This is a genomic window from Parafrankia sp. FMc2 (assembly GCF_041008525.1).
Classification (GTDB): domain Bacteria; phylum Actinomycetota; class Actinomycetes; order Frankiales; family Frankiaceae; genus Parafrankia.
The window spans coordinates 13,703-34,026 of sequence record NZ_JBFLUG010000043.1; the positions used below are offsets into that span (position 1 = coordinate 13,703).

Below are 20,324 nucleotides of genomic sequence, written 5' to 3' on the forward strand. Positions count from 1 at the left end.
TGCATAATCCTGCTTACCGATCGAGCAGCCGCGTCGCGGCCCGGCGGCGAGTGCCATCACGGACGCGCTCTCGAGCGCCCGAGGTCAAAGGAACGTGCATCGATGAGGCGTCGTCGCACCCGCGGCTTTCGTTTATCGGGTCTCCTGGTTTTACTGTGCCTGGTGGTCGCGGCCTGTTCGAACTCCACCGGTGAGGAGCGCGGCACGAACGCACCTCCCGCGAGTACGCCGAACACGGGCAACCCCGGAGTCAGCGCCACCGAGATCCGGTTCTCGCTGCTGGCCACCAGGAGCAACAATCCCATCGGAACGTGCATCCTCGACTGCTTCAACGACGGTGTCGAGGCCTACTTCGCCTTCCGCAACAGCGAGGGCGGGGTGCATGGCCGCAGGCTGGTGGTCGCCGAGCAGATCGACGACGAGCTCGGCAGGAACAGGGAAGGCGCCCTGCAGATCATCACCGGGAACAACACGTTCGCGACGTTCGGCGCCGCGCAGCTCCCGCTCGGCTGGGCCGAACTGGCGAGGGCCGGCGTCCCCCAGTACGTCTGGGCCATTCAGCCCGCCGCCATGGTGAACCAGAAGTCGATCTTCGGTAACGCCGCTCCCGTCTGCCTCGACTGCACGCTGCGGACCTACCCGTACGTGGCCGGGCTGGCGAACGCGACGAAGATCGCGGCGCTCGGTTACGGAGTCTCGGACGTCTCCAAGGAGTGCACGTCGACGATCACCCGGACGATCGACCGTTACCACGGTGACACCGGGCAGGAGATCGTCTACAAGAACGACGGCCTCGGCTTCGGTCTGCCCAACGGCATCGGCCCCGATGTCTCGGAGATGAAGCGCGTCGGCACGCAGATGATCATGACCTGTATGGACCTCAACGGGATGAGGACCCTGGCCCAGGAGCTGGAGCGCCAGGGTATGCGGGACGTCGTGCTCTACCATTCGAACACCTACGACCAGGATTTCGTCGCCGCTGCCGGTGACCTGTTCGAGGGCGACTACGTCGGGGTGTCGTTCCGCCCGTTCGAGGCGGACCCGGCCGGGACCGGCCTCGCCGACTACTTCAGGTGGATGCGGGAGACCGGCGCCGGGATCACCGAGGCGGCCATGGCCGGCTGGATCAACGCGGACCTCGCCTATCAGGGGATCCTCGCCGGCGGGCCGAACTTCACCCGCGCCAGCGTCGTCGAGGCGACGAACAGGATGACGGACTACAGCGCGGACGGCCTCATCAACCCGATCGACTGGTCGCGCCAGCACGAGTACCCGACCGAGCAGGATCCGACCACGCACGGGTACAAAGAGGAGTGCCAGGCGCTGGTCCAGGTGAAGGGCGGGAAGTTCGAGGTCGTCGGCGGGACGAGGGCGGAGCCGTTCGTCTGCTGGTCGAACGAGAACCGAGACTGGTCCGAGCCGAGGCCGGCGGCGATCACCTGACCTGCCTGCGAGGGAAACCCGCACCGGCGGTGCGTTCGGTGGCCGCAGGGGGACCGGTGTGCGCGGAGAGGGGGCCCCGCAGCAAAAGTGGACGATATTCTTCCGCTTGCGAGGGGCAGTGATCGATGACAGAAGGGTGGGAAGTCGTGACGGCGTTACCCCCGGTCCGCCTCAGGGCCGACGCCCGGCGCAACCGTGACAAGATCGTGGCCGCCGCGGTGCACGCGTTCACGGAGGACGGCCCCTATCTGCCCATGGAGGAGATCGCCCGCCTCGCCGGGGTCGGAGTGGGGACGCTGTACCGGCACTTCCCCGACCGTGACGCACTGATCATCGCGGTCGTCCAGGGCAGTCTCGCGACCATGCTCGCGCGGGCGCGGGCCGCGATGGTCGACGAGCCCTGCGCGTGGGACGCGCTGATCCGCAGCATGAGCGGCTCGCCCGAGCTCCGCCTCGCGCTGCGCCTGCCGAACCTGTTCCAGCCCGCGACCACCGAGGTGATCCGCGCCGACCCGGAGATCCGCCGGATCCGCGGCGAGCTCATGGCCCAGATCGACACACTCGTGCAGGCCGCGCAGCAGGAGGGCACGCTGCGCGCGGATGTCGGGACGGGCGACGTCGTGCACCTGTTCTCGCTGCTCCTGCAGGGCATGCAGAAGATGCCGCGCGAGCTGGGGGAGGTTGTCTACGAGCGGTCGTGCGCCATCGTGCTCGACGGCCTGCGTACCCGCCGGGGGCCGCTGCTGCCCGGCGGCCCACTGACTCTCCGCGACATCACGGAGTAGTGCCTGCGGCGCTCACCCGGGGTGGGATGGCGCCTGACGCCACCCGCACCCGCCCCGCGAACGACACCCGCCCCGCGAACGACCGCGTACCGCCCGGGCGAGGCCCAGGGCGGCTGTGCGGACTGTTCGCGGGGCGACGCGGCGTGTGGGCAGGCGCCGCGCGGCGGTCAGAGCTCGGAGATGGCGCGCTCGGGGCAGTTGCTCACGGCCTCGTGCACGACCCGCTCGAACTCGGCGGGCACCTCGTCGACCGTCACGACGGCGAAGCCGTCGTCGGAGAGCGTGAACACCTCAGGGCACAGCGTGGCGCAGGTGGAGTGCCCGCAGCACCGGTCCTCATCGACGACGACCTTCATCAGATGGCCTTCGGCGCGACGGTGAACTCGAGGGAGAGGTGGGTCAGACCCCGCAGGATGAACGTCGGCAGGTAGCTGAAGCGGCGGTCGCCAGCCGGGCCGTGCACACTGTCGGCGATCCGGATCTCGGTGGTGCGCTCCAGGATCCGCTCGATGGCCGCGCGGGCCTCCGCGCGGGCGAGCGGCGCACCGGGGCAGGTGTGGATGCCACGCCCGAAGGCGAGGTGGTGACGGGCGTTCGGGCGAGCCACGTCGAACACGTTCGGGTTCTCGAAGCGCCGCGGGTCACGGTTCGCCGCGCCGTTGCTGACCATGACGGTCGTTCCGGCGGGCAGGTCGACCCCACCGACGGTCGTCGGTACCCGGGACAGCCGGAAGTCGCCCTTGACCGGGCTCTCCAGGCGCAGCGTCTCCTCGATGAAGTTGCCGACCCGGTCCGGCTCGCGGCGCAGCAGCGCCTGCAGCTCCTGGTCCTCCGCGAGGATCTTCAACGCCGTGCTGAGCAGTCGGACGGTCGTCTCCTGGCCGGCGGAGAACAGGTTCGCCGCGACCCGGACGACATCGATGACCTCCGGCGTCGACCCGTCCGGGAAGGTGGCCTTGGCCAGACCGGTCAGGACGTCGTCGCGTGGCGCGGCGCGGCGGTCCTCGATGTAGGCGCTGAAGCGGGTGTAGAGGAACTCCAGCGGGTTGTGCGCCAGGTGGTCGTCGTCGGTGCTGCCGATCCCGCCGCCCTGCGTCTCGGGGTGGCGCTGCAGCTTGTCGAGGAACTCCTCGCGGTCCTCCTCGGGAACGCCGAGCAGGTCGGCGATCACCATCAGAGTGAAGGGGCCGGCGAAGCCGGTGATGAACTCACCCTCGCCCTGAGCCAGGTACGGCTCGAGCATCTGGTCGACGAGGTTCCAGATCTGGGCCTCGTTCTCCTTCAGTCGCTTCGGGGTGATCAGGCGCATCAGCAGCGCGCGGTGCGCGGTGTGCGTCGGCGGGTCCAGCGTGGGCAGCTGGTCGCTCATCGGCAGCTCGTCCCGGTGCCGCTCGATCAGCTCGGTCACGTCGTCGCCCTCGAGCGGGACGGGAAAGCCCGGGAAAGGACCGGTCACCGAGATGCAGGAGGAAAAGGTGGCTGAGTCGTGAAAGACCTCGACGGCCTCCTCGTAACCTGTCACCATTACCACGTCGTGGTGCTTCTCGCGGAGTACGGGGCACTGCCCGCGCATCTCCTCGAGGAACGGGTACGGGTCAGCGACCAGCTTCTCGTCCCGGAAGTAGTCGGGCACCTCAAGGTCACTCACAGTTTGTGTTGCTCCTTCCATGGCCTCGCGGCCAGTCTCCCATCCGGGTCAGGGCGACACAAACGACGCGTCCCTGCAGGCGGCGTGACCGAGTGTGCCCTGCCGATCGGCTGGACGCCGACGGCCCGGCCGGGTGACAGCCAGCAGCGGCCGGGCGCAGTGGCCGGTGCCCTTTTCGGGTGCCGGTCAGGGCGTGCAGGTGCCGGTCAGGGCATGTGCCGCGCCCCTGCGGGGCGCGCGCGGCCCAGGTCAGCCGACCCGGATCGGAAGTGTCGCCAGCGCCCGGTGGATCAGGCTCGGAAGGTAGACCAGGTCGGCGTCGTCCACCGCGAGCTCAAGCGTTGAGGTCCCGTGGACCAGCGCACCGATCGCCGCCGCCGCCTCGATGCGGGCCAGCGGGGCACCGAGGCAGAAATGAATACCGACGCTGAAACCCAGGTGGCGGCGGGCCGGCCGCGGGCCGTGGTAGCGGGTGATGTCGAAGCGGTCCGGGTCCGGGTACGCCGCCGGATCGCGGCCGGCCGCCGCGCTGACCAGCAGCACACCGTCCCCACGCTCGAAGGTCCGCCCGGCCAGCTCCGTCCGCCGGCACGCCGTGCGCATCGTGAACTGTGTCGGCGGGTCGTAGCGCAGCACCTCCTCGACGGCGGAGTGCAGCAGCTCCGGCCGGGCGCGCAGCAGCGCCAGCTGGTCGGGGTGGCGCAGCAGGGTCAGCACCGACGACCCGATGTAGTTGATGGACGTCTCCATCCCGGCGACGACCATCAGCGACGAGACACCGAGCAGCTCGGTCTCGCTGAGCGCGTCGTCCCGGTCCCGGGCGGCCGCGAGCATGCTGACCAGGTCGTCGGTCGGCTGGGCCCGGCGCTGCGCGATGAGCTCGGTGAAGTAGCGCTGGAAGTCGAGGGTCGCCGTCCGGCGGGCCACCAGCTCGTCCTCGGTCAGCAGGTTGTCCGGGTCGGTGCCGCGGGCGATCGCGAGTGCCCAGCCGCGCAGCGACGCACCGACGTCGTCGGGCACACCCAGCAGTGTGCCGAGGGACGCGCTGGCGAGCAGGGCCGCGTAACCGTTGATCACCTCCAGCGTGCCGGCGGTGCGGGCCTCGGCGACCAGCCGCTCGGCGTGCGCCTGGATGCGCGGCGCCATCGCGTTCACGATGCGCGGCGTGAAGGCCTTGTTCACCAGCCCGCGCAGCCGGGTGTGATCCGGCGGGTCCATCCGCAGGAAGGAACGGGGCGCGCTGGCGTTGCCCTCGCGGAAGGGGCTGATGCCCGCGTCGTAGCCGTGCACCCAGTCGTCGCTCTGCAACACGGTCTCGAGGTCCGCGTACCGGGTGAGGACGGTGACCGGGACGTCGCCGAGCATGAACGGGCAGAGCGGCCGGGTCTCCCGCACCTGCTGGTAGTTGAGGTACGGGTTGGCCTTGTGCGCGGGGTGGAAGGCGGTGAACTCCACCGGGGCGGGTCCGGCAGCGGGCCGGGCGGTGGGTCCGGTCGAGATCTGCGCGGCGGTCTCTGCTGCGGCCATGGCGTCTCCCGGTCAGGTCGCTGCCGGGACGGCGTCCGTCCGCCCGGCTCGGGTGCACTCTGCGGGAGGCCGCCTGGCGGAGACAGCGAGAGCGGCACACTCCAATCGTGCGATTGGCCCGCGCCCACCCCTGCGGGCGGGCCCGGTGCATGGATCGATCAGAGATGCGAATGCATGTCGTCAGGGACGGACGGACGGGTCACGATGCAGCGCGACGCATCGCCTGCCGCCACCGACGCACGGGAGACCGCCGCCCATGGACCGCACCCTGGACCGGGACCGCGCCGCCGAGCCAGTCGTCACCGCCGAGCCAGTCGTCACCGCCGAGCCCCCCGAGCACCCCGAGCAGACCGAGCAGGCCGAGTGGACCGAGCAGGCCGAGCAGACCGAGAACCCCGGGCCGGCGGACGAGGCCGTCGAGACGGCGCAGGCGCGGCGGCTGCGCGAGCTCACCGACCTGGTCGCCCACGGCCTGACCGCCGGTATCGGCGTCGGCCACTCGCTCGGCGTGCTGCTGCGCGAGCTCGGTGACGGCCGGTCGGTGTGGACGCTCACCCCGTCCCCGGCCGCCGCCAACGCGATGTACACGGTGCACGGCGGAGTGATCAGCACGCTGATGGACACCGCGATGGGCAGCGCCGTCCACACCCGGCTGCCCGACGGCGTGCTCTACACCACCCTGGAACTGAAGGTGAACTTCATCCGAGCCGTCGCCCTCGACGACGCGGCGCTGACGTGTGTCGCCACCGCCGTCCACGTCGGGCGCCGCACGGCCACGGCCGAGGCCCGGGTGACCAGCCAGGCCGGCGCGCTGGTGGCGCACGGGACGTCCACCTGCCTGCTGCTCGAGGCCGCGGGCGGCCCGGCGTGACCACCGCCGGAACCGCCGGCGTGACCGGAGCCCCCGGCGCCGTCGACACCCACGGCGCCGGCGGTGGCGCGGAGGTCGGCCAGGCTGTGATCGACGCCTTCGACCCGGCCTGGCGACACGACCCCTACCAGGCCTACCGCACACTGCGCGAGGCCGGCCTGTTCGTCGACGGCCCGCTCGGGACGTCGCTCGTCCCCGGCTACGCGGAGTGCGCCGCGATCCTCGCCGACCCGGTGTGGAGCCACGCCGAGGAATCCGCGCTGCTCCACCCGGACAGCGACGTCGAACTGCCCGGGTCGTTCCTGTGGATGGAGCCGCCGGACCACACCCGGCTGCGCGGCCTGGTGAGCCGGGCCTTCACGCCGCGCACGATCGAGGCGACCCGCCCGACCGCGCGCCGCGTCGTCGACGGCCTGCTGGACGCCGCCCTGGCCGCCGGCGAGGTCGACCTGATCGAGGACTTCGCCTATCCGCTGCCCCTGACGATGATCTGCGACCTGCTGGGCGTGCCGGCATCCGAGCATGCCGCCGTGCGCAGGATGTCCGCCGGCATCGCGCGAGGCCTGGACCCCGACGCCCTGCTCTCCCCGGCGGAACTCGCCGCCCGCACCGCCGCCGTGCACGAGTTCCGGGAGTTCTTCGGCGGGCTCGTCGAGGCCCGCCGGGCCGACCCGCGCGACGACCTGATCTCCGCCCTCGGGCAGGTGTACGCCGAAGGCGACCGGCTCACCACCACCGAGCTGCTCGGCACGCTGCTCATCCTCGTGGTCGCCGGGCACGAGACGACCGTCAACCTGATCGGCAACGGTGTCCTCGCGCTGATGCGCGATCCCGGGCAGCTGGACGCGCTGCGCCGGGACCCCGAGCTGGCACTGCCAGCGGTCGAGGAGATGCTGCGGCTCGACCCGCCGGCGCAGGTCACGACCCGCACGGCCCGCGGCGAGGTCGCGGTCGCGGGCCGGACGTTCACCCCGGGCGAGGCGGTCATCGTGATGATCGGCTCGGCCAACCGCGATCCGCGGGCGTTCACCGAGCCCGACCGGCTGCGTATCGACCGCTACGCGGGCGGGGAGAAGGTGAACAGGCATCTCGCGCTGGGGATGGGCCTGCACTACTGCCTCGGAGCACCGTTGGTCCGCCTCGAGGTGGGCGAGGCGCTGCGCGGCATCGCCACCCGGCTGAGCAGCATCACCCCGCTGGCGGATCCGCCCCCGTACCGGCCGAACATCGTGGTGCGTGGGATGTCCGAGCTTCCGGTGCGGGTCACCGGCTGACCTGGGCTGTCGCCGGCATGGTGTCCCGGCTCCTGGTGTCCCGGCTCCCGTTTCAGGCTCCCGGCCGACCGCCGGCAGCAGCCTGACGGCGGTTCCCGTACGCCGCGGCGGGCAGAACCGTGCCGAATCCGAGGGGAAGAGGCGCGGAACACATTTCTCCGGCGGCGGGCGGCATGATTGCCGGGGCAACGCTCCACACGGTCATCCGAAGAATTACTCGGGCTAACTCCGACTTCATCGCCTGTTAGACGGCCGGACTACACTGGCGGGCGGGGGAATGAGGGAGGAAACTCGTGGAGTTCCGACATCTGGTCTCTTTTCTCGCCATCGCCGACGAGGTTCATTTCGGCCGGGCCGCGCGGCGGCTCAACCTGACCCAGCCCTCACTGAGCCAGCATCTGGCCCGCCTGGAAAGGGAGGTCGGTGTCCAGCTGGTCGCGAGAAACTCGCGTGAGGTTCGTCTCACGCCTGCCGGTCAGGCGTTCCGGGGTGAGGCGAAGAGAATTCTTGAACTGAAGCGCCGCACTCTCGAAATAACCCGCGACACCGCTGCCGGCCGGGCCGGACGGATCAACATCGGGTTCAACCTGCCGGCCGGGCACCGCATTCTTCCGCCGACGCTGGCACGGCTGCACGCGTCCCACCCCGGGGTCGAGCCCCGCCTGTGGGAGCGGCGGACCGGGCCCCAGATCAAGAGCCTGCTCAGCGGCGAGCTGGACGTCGGCTTCATCTTCGGCCTGCCGCCCACCTCCAGCCTGCAGTCACAGGAGGTGCTGCGGGTCCGTATCCACGCCGTCGTGGGGGAGCACCATGAATGGGCCGGCCGCGCCCAGGTGCCGTTCGGGGACCTGGAGCGGCAGCCCTGCCTGCTGTTTCACCGCACGCAGTGCCCCGCCTTCTACGACACGATGTCCCGCTCCGCCGACCGCGCCGGTATCAGGCTGCGGGTGGTGGCCGAGGTCGATGATCCCGGCGCCAGCGCATTGCTGGTCACCACCCGCCCGGTGGTCGGGTTCGCCTCCCGGGAACGGGCACTCGGTATCGCCGGCGCGTGTGCCGTTCCGCTCGTGGATCCGGTCCCGTCGGTACCCGTGCACGTCGTGTGGCGGCCGCCCCGCACCCGGCTGGTGGAAACACTGCTCGACAGCCTGGAGAACGCTGCCGCGGACCTGGCTCACGACCTTGCCGCCACCGCGGGGGAGAACGCCGATCGAGGCGCCGAAGAACATCGATCGGATGTTTCAATGACAGCGCGCTGACGGTTCTCCCCGGTGCATTCATCGTTACCGTGACAGGGCATATGCCGTGACCATGCGGAATTCCGCGGGAGGTCGCTCGTGTCCGTCTCCTTCTCCTCGTCTCCCGGAAGGTCTCCCGGCTCCTCGGCCGGGGTGGCCCTGCCCGCCGGGAAGGATCTGCCAGCCGGGAAGGATCTGCCAGCCGGGGCGGATCTGACGGTGGTGGTGCACGCCCGGCGGCGGGTGGCGCACGACGTCGTCTGCCTCGAGCTGGCCGACCCCACCGGGGAGCCGCTGCCGGCCTGGACACCGGGCGCCCACGTGGACATCACGGTCCGCCCGGGGATGATCCGCCAGTACTCGCTCTGCGGCGACCCCGCCGACCGCGGCAGCTGGCAGGTCGCGGTACTGCGCGAGGCCGCCGGCCGAGGTGGCTCGGCGCACCTGCACGACCGGGTCGCCCCCGGCACGCTGCTCACGGCGGGTCGCCCCCGCAACGCCTTCCCGCTCGTCGCCGCACCGAACTACCTGCTCATCGCCGGTGGTATCGGAATCACCCCGCTGCTGCCGATGGTCGCCGAGCTGGCCGCGCGCGGCGCGGACTGGCGCCTGCTCTACGGCGGCCGGCGGCGCGAGGCGATGGCGTTCGCCGACGACCTCGCCGGACGTCATGGCGAGCGGGTCGTTCTGCACCCGCAGGACACCCACGGGCTGCTCCCGATCGGCGCCGTCCTCGACGACCTGCGCCGCTCCGGGGCCGGCGAGCGGACCGTGGTCTACTGCTGCGGGCCGGAGGCCCTGCTCACCGCGGTGGAGCAGGCCTGCACCGACTGGCCGGCCGAAGCGCTGCACGTCGAGCGCTTCCGCCCGGCGCAGCCCGCCAACCGAGACACTGACCAGTCCTTCGAGCTGCGGTTGGCCCGCAGCGGGCGGATCCTCACCGTCCGGCCCGAGCAGAGCATCCTGGCCGCGCTGGAGGCGGCCGGTGCGGCGGTCGCCTCCTCCTGCCGGGACGGCACCTGCGGCAGCTGCGAGACCGCTGTCGTCGCCGGCGAGGTCGACCACCGGGACACCGTGCTGAGCGCGGCCGAACGGGCCAGCGGCCGGACGATGATGGTCTGTGTCTCCCGCAGCCACGGCGAACGTCTGGAACTGGACATCTGAAATACACCGGAAAGTACGCCCGCGCTATTCCCGGTGAATTCACCGTGGTCAGTTGATCCGGGCTGGCGATCGGTTCATCTGGATTCACAATCGGTCGCCCGGTGAATATCAGGGCTCCGTATTCTGCGTGTGCGCGTGCCGGGGCGGTTCCGGGGCGACGGGGCTGCCGGGACGGTCCCGGTGGCGCGCACCAGCAACGCCGGGGGAAACGCGCGGGGCACCGGACGTCGTGCGGCCCGCGCCCGGGGGAGGAGCCAGCACCGTGGGCCGGATCGAGCTTGACGGACTGACCAGGAAGTACGGCGACGTCGTCGCCGTCGACGGTATCGACCTCGACATCGCCGACGGAGAGTTCCTCGTGCTCCTCGGCCCCAGCGGCTGCGGCAAGTCCACCCTGCTGCGGCTCATCGCCGGCCTGATCCCGCCGACAGGCGGCCGGGTTCTCCTCGACGGCGAGGACATCACCCACGCCGCCCCCGCGCGCCGTGACCTCGCGATGGTCTTCCAGAGCTACGCCCTGTACCCGCACCTCACGGTCGCCCGCAACATCGGCTTCCCACTGCGCGCGGCCCGACTGCCCCGCGCGCAGGTCCGGCGCCGGGTGGCGGAGGTCGCCGACCTGCTCGAACTCGGCGCACTGCTGGACCGCCGGCCCCGGGAGCTGTCCGGCGGCCAGCGCCAGCGGGTCGCCGTCGGCCGCGCCATCATCCGCGACCCACGGGCCTTCCTGATGGACGAGCCGCTGTCGAACCTCGACGCCCGGTTGCGCCAGTCCACCCGCGCCCAGTTCCGGACCCTGCACGAACGGCTCGGCACCACCGTCCTCTACGTCACCCACGACCAGGTGGAGGCGCTCAGCCTGGCAACCAGGATCGCGATGCTCGACAACGGCCGGCTGGAACAGGTCGGCACCCCCACCGAGATCTTCGACCAGCCGGCCTCGGTGTTCGTTGCCGGCTTCCTCGGCTCACCGCCGATGAACCTGCTGCCCGCCCGGCTCGAGAACCTCGATGGTCGGGTGCGGGTGCGCGCCGACGGCGTCGAGGTCGACCTCCTGCTCGACGGCCCGGACGGTGCGGGCGGGCCGGGCGGCACGATCGAGGGCGTCGAAGCCCGGAACGTGGTGCTCGGGGTCCGGCCCGAACACCTGCGCCTGACCGACCGGCCGGGGCCGGCCGGAACCCCGCTGCTGCGGGGTGTGGTGCGCGCGGTGGAGAACCTCGGCGCCGAGGAGGTCGCGCAGTGCGCGGTCGGGGGCGAGGTTCTCCAGTTCCGCGGGGCCCGCCCGCTCGGCCTCGCCCCCGGCCAGCCCGTCCAGCTGACCTCCGCCCGCGACCACCTCCACCTGTTCGACCGGGAGAGCGGCCGCCGGCTCGTCTGGCGTGCGCGCCAGGACCAGCCGGTGAGCAGCGCACCGCGCGCCTGACCCCGCACACCCGGAACACCCCGCACACCCGGGACCCTGCTCCGTCGAACACCCGCACGGCGGACGTCCGACATCGGAATTCTTCAGAAGGAGCACGCTGTGATTCGACGGCGCTCTGCCCGCGGCGCGGCGGCCGCCTGCGCCCTCGCCCTCGCCCTCGGCCTCGCGGCCTGCGGATCCGGCAGCGGTGACGGCGACACCACGTCCACCACCAGCGCGAACGTGGTGCCCGAGCTCGGTCCCGACCAGAAGGTCTCGATCGTCTTCGAAAGCTACAACCTGGCCCAGGCCGGCCCGTGGACGGACACCTTCACCGCCCTGATCGACGACTTCGAGAAGACCCACCCGAACATCACGGTCACCGCGCAGAAGCCGCAGACCTCGACCCTCAAGGGCTACGGCTCGGCCGCGACCGCCAGTCTCCAGACGCAGCTCGCCACCGGCAACGCTCCCGACGTCGCCCAGCTCACCTTCGGTGATCTCGCCTACACGGTGGACGCGCTCGGCGCCCGGCCGCTCGACGACGTCGTCGGCCGCGACGCCGTCCAGGCCAACTTCGCCGGGGCGCACCCGTTCGCGGCGACCGCCCGTACCCTCGGCGACGTCGACGGGAAGACCTACGGCGTGCCGTTCGTCTTCTCGACGCCGGTGCTCTACTACAACGCCGACCTGTTCCGCCAGGCCGGCCTCGACCCGGAGAACCCGCCGTCGACCTGGGCGGAGTTCAGGACCGCCGCGCTCGCCATCAGGGAGAGGACCGGCAAGGACGGCAGCTACATCGACTGCCTCACGAAGGTCTCCGGCGACTGGTGCTACCAGGCACTGGTCGCCTCCAACGGCGGCTCGGTGATCTCCGAGGACGGGACGAGGCTCACCTTCGCCGACGCCCCCGCCGTCGCCGCCGTCGCCATGGCACAGGACCTGGTGAACTCCGGGGCCAGCCCGAAACTGTCGCAGGACCAGGCCTACCCCGCCTTCGCCCGCGGCGAGATCGGCATGATCGTCGAGAGCAGCTCCGCGCAGGGCGTCTTCCTCCGGGGCGCGGCGGGTGCAAAGCCGCCGTGGACGCTGCGTGCCGCCGTGATGCCGAGTTTCGATGACAGGCCCGTCGTCCCGACGAACTCCGGCGCCGCCCTGTTCCTGTTCGGCCAGGACCCGGCGAAGCAGCGCGCCGCCTGGGAACTGATCGAGTACCTGACCAGCGACGCCGCCTACACCCAGATCACCAGCCGGATCGGCTACCTGCCGCTGCGCACCGGCCTGCTCGACGACCCGAACGGCCTGAAGACCTGGGCCGCCGAGAACCCGCTGGTCAAGCCCAACCTCGACCAGCTCGCCCGGCTGAGGCCGTGGGTGTCGTTCCCGGGCAAGGACTACGTCCAGATCCGCACGACGATGCTCGAGGCGGTCGAGAACGTCGTCTACAACGGCGCCGATCCGCGCAGGACGCTCACCGAGGCCCAGGAACAGGCCGCGAAGCTGCTGCCCAGGTCCTGAGCAGGCGACCGACCGATGACCGGAACCTTCGTCGAGGTGGCCGCGGTGCCGCGGCCGCGTGCCGTGGTCACGGCGCGGCGGCCACCCCTGGCCCGGCGCGCCGCGCGGGCGCTGCCGCCGTACCTGTTCCTGCTGCCAGCCGTCGGCTGCCTGGTGGTGTGGACGTACCGGCCGCTCGGCGCGGCCCTGAACCTGTCGTTCTTCTCGTGGAACCTGCTGCCCACCACCCCGAAGGAGTACGTCGGGCTGGCCAACTACCAGCGCCTGCTGGATCTGCCCGACCTGCGGAACGCGCTGTGGCTCACCGTCGCCATGACCGGCGCGCTGCTGCTGTTCACCGTCGTGCTGCCCGCCATCGTCGCACTCTGGACGTCCGCGATCGGCAGCCGTGGCCGGGCGGTCTACAGCGCGCTGATCTTCGCCCCGGTGCTGGTCCCGCCGGTGGCGGGCGCGGCGCTGTGGCAGTGGATGCTCGACCCGCGCAGCGGCGCCGTCGACCGGGTGATCGGACACCCGATCAACTGGATCCACGAGGTGCGGCCCGCGCAGATCGCCATCGTCGTGATCACCGGCTGGCATCTGCTCGGCTTCGCCGTCCTCGTCGTGGCCGCCGGGCTCAGCGGGATCGACGACGAGTACCGGAACGCCGCCCTGCTCGACCGGGCGTCCCGCTGGCAGACCACCCGTTGGATCGTCCTGCCGCTGCTTTCCCCGACGCTGGTGTTCCTGGGGCTGATGACCATTCTGATGTCCGGCCAGCTGACGTTCCCGCTCATCGACACCCTCACCCAGGGCGGGCCTGACTCGCAGACCACCAACGTCTACTACCTGCTCTGGGAGTACGGCTTCCAGAACTTCGACACCGGTTTCGCCGCGGCGGCGGGCCTGCTGTTCTTCGTCGGGTTCGGCCTGGTCGCCCTCGCCCTGATCCGCCTCTCCGACCGTCTCACCTTCCACGATTCCTGACCGCGCTGGGAGCCGGTCGCCGGCGGGCCGTGATCCGGTCCGCCGGCGGCCTCCGCCTCCGCCTCCGCCTCCGCGTCCGTATCCACATCCCGAAGGAGCCCCACCATGGCAACGGCCCACGCGACCGACCTCGGCGCCGTCGGCGAGACCGGCTGGCGGGACCGGGTTCGCGGCGGGGTCGGGCACGGGCTGCTCGCCGCGCTGAGCCTGTTCTGCGTCTTCCCGATCTACTGGATGTACGCGACGTCCCTGCGCCGGCCGGACGAGGTCTACAGCGTCTCCCTGTTCCCCTGGCCGCTCTCCGTCGGCAACTACCTTCACGTGGCGGACGTCCTGCCCATTGGCCGGCTGATCCTGAACACGTTCGTCGTGGCCGTGGTGATCGCCGCCGGCCAGCTTCTCGTCGGGCTGCTCGCCGCCTACGCCTTCACCGCCTGGCGGTTCCGCGGCCAGACCCTGCTGTACCTGGCGTTCGTCGGCACCTGGCTCGTCCCGTTCCAGGTCACGATGCTGCCGAACTACACACTGCTGTACCGCCTCGGTCTGCTGAACACGTTGCCCGGGGTGATCGTCCCGAATCTGGTGTCCGCGCTCGGCGTGCTCCTGCTGCGCCAGCACATGGCCAGCTTCCCCCGCGACCTGATCGACGCCGCGCGTATCGACGGCCGCTCCGCCTGGTCCATCCTGTGGACGGTCATCGTCCCGAACCTGCGTGCTCCGCTCGCCGCGCTCGCGATCGTGCTGTTCATCAACGCCTGGAACGACTACTTCTGGCCGGCGCTGGTCCTCCAGCGCGCCGACTCCGTCGTCCAGCTCGGCCTGCGCGGCCTGTTCGTCGGCGTCGAGGGCCCGGACTGGGGCGGGCTCATGGCCGGCTCGGGCCTGGCCTGCCTGCCCATCTTCGCGATCTACCTGCTCCTCCAGCGCCACGTCGTCAACGCCTTCGTCCGCTCCGGACTCAAATGATCTTCTGTGGGTTCGGGGCTGAGGAACCAGACCGGCCAGGCGGATCGCTGTAGTCTCGGCGTGGCTTTGTGACCGTTCGGTTGCGCTGCCGACTGGTGAGACGGCGCCCCACCGCTCCTCTCCGGGTTCGCGGGCCGGCGTCGTCGACGGAACGGCGGACGGGGTCTGGGGACATGGGAACCACCTCATCGTGGGAGAGCTGGATCGCCGAGGAGGAGGTCTTCTCCGCGCAGAACTACAAAGGTTCCAGCGCGCTGGACTCCGTGCTGGTCAGAGAGGGAAGCCGCGCCGATCTCGTCCTCACCGCACCACACGCGGTGGCGCAGATGCGGGCCGGCAGGAGAAAACTCGCCGAGCGTGGCACCGGCGGTCTGGCGATGGCTCTCGCCACGGCGAGCGACGTCCGGGCGGTGTGCGCTGTGGGCCGCCAGAGCGGGGATCCTGCCTGGGACGCCCGGAACGGTTTCAAGAACGCCCTGGCGGATCTCGACCCCACGCCGCGGTACCTGATCGACCTGCACGGCATGCGCGACAGCTACGGGCTTGACATCGACCTGGGCCTGGGAGGGGCTCCGGACAGCCGGATGACCTCGCTGTGTGAGGGCCTGTCGGAGGCACTGCGCGCCCAGGGACTGCGGACCGGAGTCAACAGCGTCTTCAAGGGCGATCGTGTCGAGACCCTGACCAGCTGGGCGCAGCGGCGAAGCATGTCCGCGATCCAGATCGAGATCGCGGCCCGCCTGCGCCCGCCGACCGGGGCGCGGGAACCGTCCATGCGGATGTTCCGAACTCTTCGGGATTTCCTGTCCATGGAGATGTGGCTCGGTTGACCTCGCCGCCCTCCGGTCAGCACCTGCCCAGGAAAGCGGAACCGGCCGTGGTTCGAGCGTCCGCGAGCACATAAGCTCCCCCCGGCCGACGATGCCGCTCAGCGGGCCGGATACGCATTCCAGCTGATCAGTTTCCGATATCCGAGTCCACCTAAAGGGAAGTGGCCGTTTTGGTAGCCAGGTGGCTTGATGCCGACGAGCCGTTCTTTCGGGAGTACAAGGAACACTCGGGGGCGCGGCGTCGTAGCCTGGTTCGGGCCGCGCGACTCCGGGACCTGTGGGATCTGCGGGCCGACCGGCTGCCGCCCGTGCTGACAGTGGTCGGAAGCAAGGGGAAGGGCACGGCCGCCACCTACGCGGCGGCGACCCTGACCGCGGCGGGCCTGCGCACCGGGCTGGTCACCAGCCCGCCGTTCCGCACCAACCGCGAGCGGGTGCGCGTCGACGGGGTGGCGGTGGACGACGTGGCCTACCGGCGGATGGCGGACGAGCTGGCCGAGGCCCTCGGTCAGCTGGGGCCGGTCCCGTCCGACGGTGGCTATCTGTCGCCGACCGGCTCGTTCACGATCAGCGGTGTGCGTCATCTCCTGCGCAGTCAGGTCGATGTGATCGTGCTGGAGGAGGGGCTCGGGGGAGCCAGCGACGAGGTCTCGCTGTTCTCGCCGCGGGTGGTCGCCGTCACCGCGGTCTTCGAGGAGCATCTCGGGGTCATCGGTGAGAACCTGCTGGAGATCGCGGCCGACCTCCTCGGCGTGGTCACTCCGGAGACGCGAACAGTCCTGTCGGTGCCGCAGGAGCCCGAGGTCTGGGCGGCCCTGGTCGCGCGGGCCAGCGATCTCGGTGCCGACGTCGGCCTGGTCGACGGCTCCGCGGAGCCGGGTTTCCCCACGCCCCCGGGCCTTTCGCGGATGAACGCCATGCTGGGAACCAGCGCGGGCCGCGCCCTGGCAACCCTGCGCGGAGCGCCCGCCGGACCGGACCACGACGACGACCCGGACCCGGACCCGGATCCGCGGGATGTCGTACCGCTACCGATCTCCCTTCCGGGCCGACTGTCCGTTCACCAGGACGGCCCGCGGACGTGGGTGGTCGATGCCCCGGTGAACGAGCGTGGTGTCGCGGCCGCGCTCGAGTGGTTTCTCCGCGTCCTGGGAACGCCGCAGGTCGTGCTGCTGTGCATGCCCGACGTCAAGGACGTCGAGGGAAGCCTGCGTGCGCTTGACGGTCACACGGTCGTGGCCGTGCGAGCCGGCGAGTCGTACCTGCACTTCTCCGGGAACCGCTGGCCCCTCCCGCTGCTGCCCGCAGCAGAGGCCTTCGACCTGGCTGATCAGGTGGAGGGCGGTGTTCTCGCCCTGGGCACCATGAGCTTCGTCGGGGAGGTCCTGGAGCATCTGGACGTCCCCTGCGACGTCCTCTACCCGGCTCCGCCGGACGGCGGGTACCGGGCGCGGCTTCCGCACCCGGGTGGCGCGGCCGGCTGAGACCGTCGAGCAGGGGCGAGCCCGCGGACGCGGAACCTGTGCGTGCGGGCCTGCCTCGATATCGTGCGGTCTGCCCGGGGCGAACGCGGGCGGCGGACCGACATCTCAGGGGACGGACACGATGCGCATCGGGACGATGATCGGCTCGGACCGGGACAGGCCCGCCCGGGACAGGGTGGCCAACCTGATCGCCGACGCGCGGGCGGCCGAGGAGCACGGCTTCACCTCGATGTGGGTCCCGCAGGTGCCCGGCTACTTCGACGCGCTCACCGCCGTCACGCTGATGGGGCAGGCGACCAGCCGCATCGAGCTGGGTACGGCCGTCGTGCCGGTCCAGACCCGGCACCCGCTCGCGATGGCGCAGCAGGTGCTCTCCACCCAGGCGGCCTGCGGGGGCCGGTTCGCCCTCGGGCTCGGCCCGTCCCACCACTGGATCGTGACCGAGCAGTTCGGCCTGCCCTACGAACGCCCGGCCCGCCTCATGCGTGACTACCTGCAGGTACTCAACGCCGCCTTCACCGGGCAGGGGCGGGTCGACGTCGAGAACGACACGTATCAGGTGCACAGCCCCCTCGATGTCACGGACCTCGCCGCCGTCGGCGCGCCCCCGGTCCTGCTGGCGGCGCTCGCGCCGGTGATGCTCGGCCTGGCCGGCGGGCAGGGCGCCGGGACGATCCTGTGGATGGCCGACGAGCGTGCCATCGCCGAGCACGTGGCGCCGCGGCTGGCGAAGGCGGCGGCCGGCGCCGGCCGGCCGGCGCCGCGGATCGTCGCCGGCGTGCCGGTGGCGCTGTGCGCACCGGGCGAGGTGGACGCGGCGCGCGAGTACGCCGAGCAGACCCTCGGGCACGCCGAGCTCTCCCCGAACTACCTGCGGCTGCTGGAACACGGCGACGCCCGGGGCATCGGCGACGTCATGGCCGCCGGCGACGAGAACGCCATCATCGACCGCCTGCGCCGCTACCGCGACGCCGGAGTGACCGATCTGGGCGCCCGCGTGATCCCGCTCGGCTCGGACATCACCGCCCGCGCCGAGTCCCGCCGCCGCACCACCGAGTTCCTCACCGACCTCTGCCCGAATCTCTGACCTCTGACCTCTGACCGTCGATCTCCTGGCCACTGACCCGTCCGCGGGCCGGTCATCCGTGGGCGCCCGGCCGTGGCCAGCCTCCGCCGGGTCCGACCCGGTCGGCCTCGCGGGCGGCACCGGACGCCGACGGCTGGCCGGCCCAGGTGCGGAAGACCGGCCAGCCGATCTCGGTGCGCCAGGCGGAGGTGTCCGGGGTGTCGCGTGGCCCGACGACGTAGATCTCGTGGACCGGTCCGCTGACAGTGATGGCCTGCTCGGCGATATAGGTGCCCAGCACCCCGTAGGTGACGTCGATGTCGTCATGCGGCCCGCGGTGCACCGTCACCGCCAGCTCGGCGGCCGGCAGGGTGACGGTACGCACCCGGCCGCCGGCCGGCGCAGGCACGTGCACCGGAATGTAGACGAGAGCGTGCCCGCGGCCGTCGGTGAACAGGGTGTCGTCGTAGAGACCGCCGTGCGGCCCGGACGGTTCGAGACCGGCGGCGGCCAGCGTCGCGTCCAGCTCGGTCATCGCCTCGTCGTACCAGGCCAGCACCTGGTCGCGGACGACCGTCGCACCGATGGCGACGGCTCTCGTCGGCGGGCGGGTCCGCAGGTCGACCTCGACGGGCGGGCCCGTCGGCACGAGCAGCCGCCGCAGGGTCGCGACCGCTGACCGGGTGCTCTCCAGCTGGTGCTCGACCCGCCGCAGATGCTCGGCGACGAGCAGCGCGCGCGCTTCGGGGTCAGGAGTAGAGAGGATCCTCCCGATCTCGCGGACGGGCATGCCGAGCTCGCGGAAACGGTGGATCACCTGGGCGGTCGGCACCTGCGCCGTCGTGTAGTAGCGGTAGCCGCTCGACGGGTCGACCTCGGCCGGCTCCAGCAGGCCCGCCTCGTGGTAGCGGCGCAGCATCTTCACGCTCAGGTGGGTGATGCGGGAGAAGTCGCCAATGGTGAGGCCCGTGCGCATGACAGCAACTCTGCGCCCTCCCCCGGGGGGAGAGTCGGCCCCTGTCCGCGCGCGTGTCCCGGTCGCCGGTCGCATCGCCGTTTGACCCTTCCCCCGGGGGAGACACCACCGTGGCGGGCAGGCCGGCCGGAGGCGCCGGCCGTGGCGTCCGCACCTGCCCGCCTGCGCGCGGGCCCGTACCGAGGAGTTCACGTGGCCACCCCTCCCGCCGTTCCCGCCGTCCTCACCGCTTCGGGCGTCCCCACCGACTCCCTCGCCGGGCGGCGTGCGCTGGTCACCGGCGGCAGCCGGGGGACCGGCGCCGCCATCGTGGCCCGACTGGCCGCGGCCGGGGCCACCGTGCTGACCACCGCCCGCGCCATGCCGGACGGCTATCCGGCGCCGGACCTGTTCGTCCCCGCCGACATCAGCACCGCCGAGGGTGTGCGCGTCGTCGTCGACCAGGTCCGCGAGCGTCTCGGCGCGGTGGACATCCTGGTCAACGCGCTCGGCGGCTCGCACGCGAACCCGGGCGGCTTCGCCGCGCTCACTGACGACGACTGGCGCGACGAACTGAACGTGAACCTTCTCGCCGCGGTCCGGCTCGACCGGGCGCTGCTGCCCGCGATGATCGAAGCCGGCCTCGGGGCGGTCGTGCACGTGTCCTCGATCCAACGGCGGATGCCGCTGTTCGAGGCGACCCTGGGCTACGCCGCGGCGAAGGCGGCGTTGACCACCTACAGCAAGGGTCTCGCGAACGAGGTGGGGCCCCGCGGTGTGCGGGTCAACGTCGTCACTCCCGGCTTCATCCAGACCGACAGCGCCGAGGCGCTCATCGACCGCCTCGCGCGCGGCGCGGGCACAGACCGGGACGCGGCACTCCGCCGGCTCATGGACTCCCTCGGCGGAATCCCGATCGGCCGGCCCGCGCGCCCGGCGGAGGTCGCCGAACTGGTCGCCTTCCTGGTGTCGGACCGCGCGCAGTCGATCACTGGCGCCGAGTACGTCATCGACGGCGGCACCCTCCCCACCACCTGAACCCGCCACTCCCGCCGCCAGTGTCGCCAGTGTCGCCAGATTGTCACCCAGAGCCGTTCATGTTCTGGCTACCAGCCGGTACGCCTGCAACGATTTGATGCTTGCTGCCCCCGATGTCCATCGATGGGCCTTGCTCGTGTCGATGG

General features: G+C 71.4%; 18 protein-coding genes. 14 read left to right on the forward strand and 4 right to left on the reverse strand.

Annotated elements, in window-relative coordinates:
- Positions 1 to 102: 102 nt before the first annotated feature.
- Both AB1460_RS16880 and AB1460_RS16885 read left to right on the forward strand, forming a co-directional pair.
- Positions 103 to 1,443, forward strand: coding sequence for an ABC transporter substrate-binding protein (locus AB1460_RS16880; protein ID WP_368962384.1), 1,341 nt, complete (start codon positions 103 to 105; stop codon positions 1,441 to 1,443).
- Between the two features lie 146 nt (positions 1,444 to 1,589).
- Positions 1,590 to 2,228 (forward strand): TetR/AcrR family transcriptional regulator, encoded by a 639-nt coding sequence (locus AB1460_RS16885; protein WP_368962386.1) that lies wholly within the window; start codon positions 1,590 to 1,592, stop codon positions 2,226 to 2,228.
- Between the two features lie 167 nt (positions 2,229 to 2,395).
- On the opposite strand, the gene AB1460_RS16890 is transcribed toward AB1460_RS16885, so the two are convergent.
- From AB1460_RS16890 to AB1460_RS16900, 3 genes are all read right to left on the reverse strand, one after another.
- The gene (locus tag AB1460_RS16890; RefSeq protein ID WP_368962387.1) at positions 2,396 to 2,584 is read right to left on the reverse strand and encodes a ferredoxin; all 189 of its coding nucleotides are present in this window, start codon (positions 2,582 to 2,584) and stop codon (positions 2,396 to 2,398) included.
- Entirely contained in the window at positions 2,584 to 3,876 is a 1,293-nt protein-coding gene (locus AB1460_RS16895; RefSeq protein WP_368962388.1) for a cytochrome P450, read from the reverse strand. Before AB1460_RS16895 ends, AB1460_RS16890 begins: the two co-directional genes overlap by 1 nt.
- 249 nt (positions 3,877 to 4,125) lie before the next feature.
- Positions 4,126 to 5,403, reverse strand: a complete 1,278-nt coding sequence (locus tag AB1460_RS16900) for a cytochrome P450 (RefSeq protein ID WP_368962389.1) — start codon at positions 5,401 to 5,403, stop codon at positions 4,126 to 4,128.
- Positions 5,404 to 5,659: 256 nt separating this feature from the next.
- Here AB1460_RS16900 and AB1460_RS16905 point away from each other — a divergent pair, with 256 nt between their 5' ends.
- The 11 genes from AB1460_RS16905 (at position 5,660) to AB1460_RS16955 (ending at position 18,206) form a co-directional block, all read left to right on the forward strand.
- Entirely contained in the window at positions 5,660 to 6,274 is a 615-nt protein-coding gene (locus AB1460_RS16905) for a PaaI family thioesterase (protein ID WP_368962391.1), read from the forward strand.
- A complete protein-coding gene (locus AB1460_RS16910) occupies positions 6,271 to 7,548 on the forward strand; it encodes a cytochrome P450 (protein ID WP_420497293.1) in 1,278 nt (425 codons plus the stop codon). The genes AB1460_RS16905 and AB1460_RS16910 overlap by 4 nt, the downstream gene beginning before the upstream one ends.
- 293 nt (positions 7,549 to 7,841) lie before the next feature.
- Positions 7,842 to 8,807, forward strand: coding sequence for a LysR family transcriptional regulator (locus AB1460_RS16915; protein WP_368962392.1), 966 nt, complete (start codon positions 7,842 to 7,844; stop codon positions 8,805 to 8,807).
- Positions 8,808 to 8,945: 138 nt separating this feature from the next.
- Positions 8,946 to 9,950, forward strand: a complete 1,005-nt coding sequence (locus AB1460_RS16920; protein ID WP_420497294.1) for a PDR/VanB family oxidoreductase — start codon at positions 8,946 to 8,948, stop codon at positions 9,948 to 9,950.
- A 262-nt stretch (positions 9,951 to 10,212) separates the two neighbouring features.
- Positions 10,213 to 11,376 carry an ABC transporter ATP-binding protein gene (locus AB1460_RS16925; protein WP_368962394.1) on the forward strand — a complete coding sequence of 388 codons (1,164 nt, stop codon included), beginning with the start codon at positions 10,213 to 10,215 and terminating at the stop codon, positions 11,374 to 11,376.
- 99 nt (positions 11,377 to 11,475) lie between these two features.
- On the forward strand, positions 11,476 to 12,873 hold the full coding sequence (locus AB1460_RS16930) for an ABC transporter substrate-binding protein (RefSeq protein ID WP_368962396.1): 1,398 nt from the start codon (positions 11,476 to 11,478) through the stop codon (positions 12,871 to 12,873).
- Positions 12,874 to 12,888: 15 nt separating this feature from the next.
- Positions 12,889 to 13,839 carry a carbohydrate ABC transporter permease gene (locus AB1460_RS16935; RefSeq protein ID WP_368962398.1) on the forward strand — a complete coding sequence of 317 codons (951 nt, stop codon included), beginning with the start codon at positions 12,889 to 12,891 and terminating at the stop codon, positions 13,837 to 13,839.
- Between the two features lie 105 nt (positions 13,840 to 13,944).
- Positions 13,945 to 14,805, forward strand: coding sequence for a carbohydrate ABC transporter permease (locus AB1460_RS16940; protein ID WP_368962399.1), 861 nt, complete (start codon positions 13,945 to 13,947; stop codon positions 14,803 to 14,805).
- 173 nt (positions 14,806 to 14,978) lie between these two features.
- Positions 14,979 to 15,635 (forward strand): N-formylglutamate amidohydrolase, encoded by a 657-nt coding sequence (locus AB1460_RS16945; RefSeq protein WP_368962401.1) that lies wholly within the window; start codon positions 14,979 to 14,981, stop codon positions 15,633 to 15,635.
- A gap of 170 nt (positions 15,636 to 15,805) precedes the next feature.
- On the forward strand, positions 15,806 to 17,119 hold the full coding sequence (locus AB1460_RS16950) for a hypothetical protein (RefSeq protein WP_368962403.1): 1,314 nt from the start codon (positions 15,806 to 15,808) through the stop codon (positions 17,117 to 17,119).
- Positions 17,120 to 17,240: 121 nt separating this feature from the next.
- A complete protein-coding gene (locus tag AB1460_RS16955) occupies positions 17,241 to 18,206 on the forward strand; it encodes a TIGR03564 family F420-dependent LLM class oxidoreductase (RefSeq protein WP_368962404.1) in 966 nt (321 codons plus the stop codon).
- 52 nt (positions 18,207 to 18,258) lie between these two features.
- Here AB1460_RS16955 and AB1460_RS16960 read toward each other — a convergent pair whose 3' ends face one another.
- The gene (locus tag AB1460_RS16960; protein WP_368962405.1) at positions 18,259 to 19,161 is read right to left on the reverse strand and encodes a MerR family transcriptional regulator; all 903 of its coding nucleotides are present in this window, start codon (positions 19,159 to 19,161) and stop codon (positions 18,259 to 18,261) included.
- A gap of 192 nt (positions 19,162 to 19,353) precedes the next feature.
- Here AB1460_RS16960 and AB1460_RS16965 point away from each other — a divergent pair, with 192 nt between their 5' ends.
- Positions 19,354 to 20,178, forward strand: a complete 825-nt coding sequence (locus tag AB1460_RS16965) for an SDR family oxidoreductase (RefSeq protein ID WP_368962406.1) — start codon at positions 19,354 to 19,356, stop codon at positions 20,176 to 20,178.
- Positions 20,179 to 20,324 lie beyond the last annotated feature (146 nt).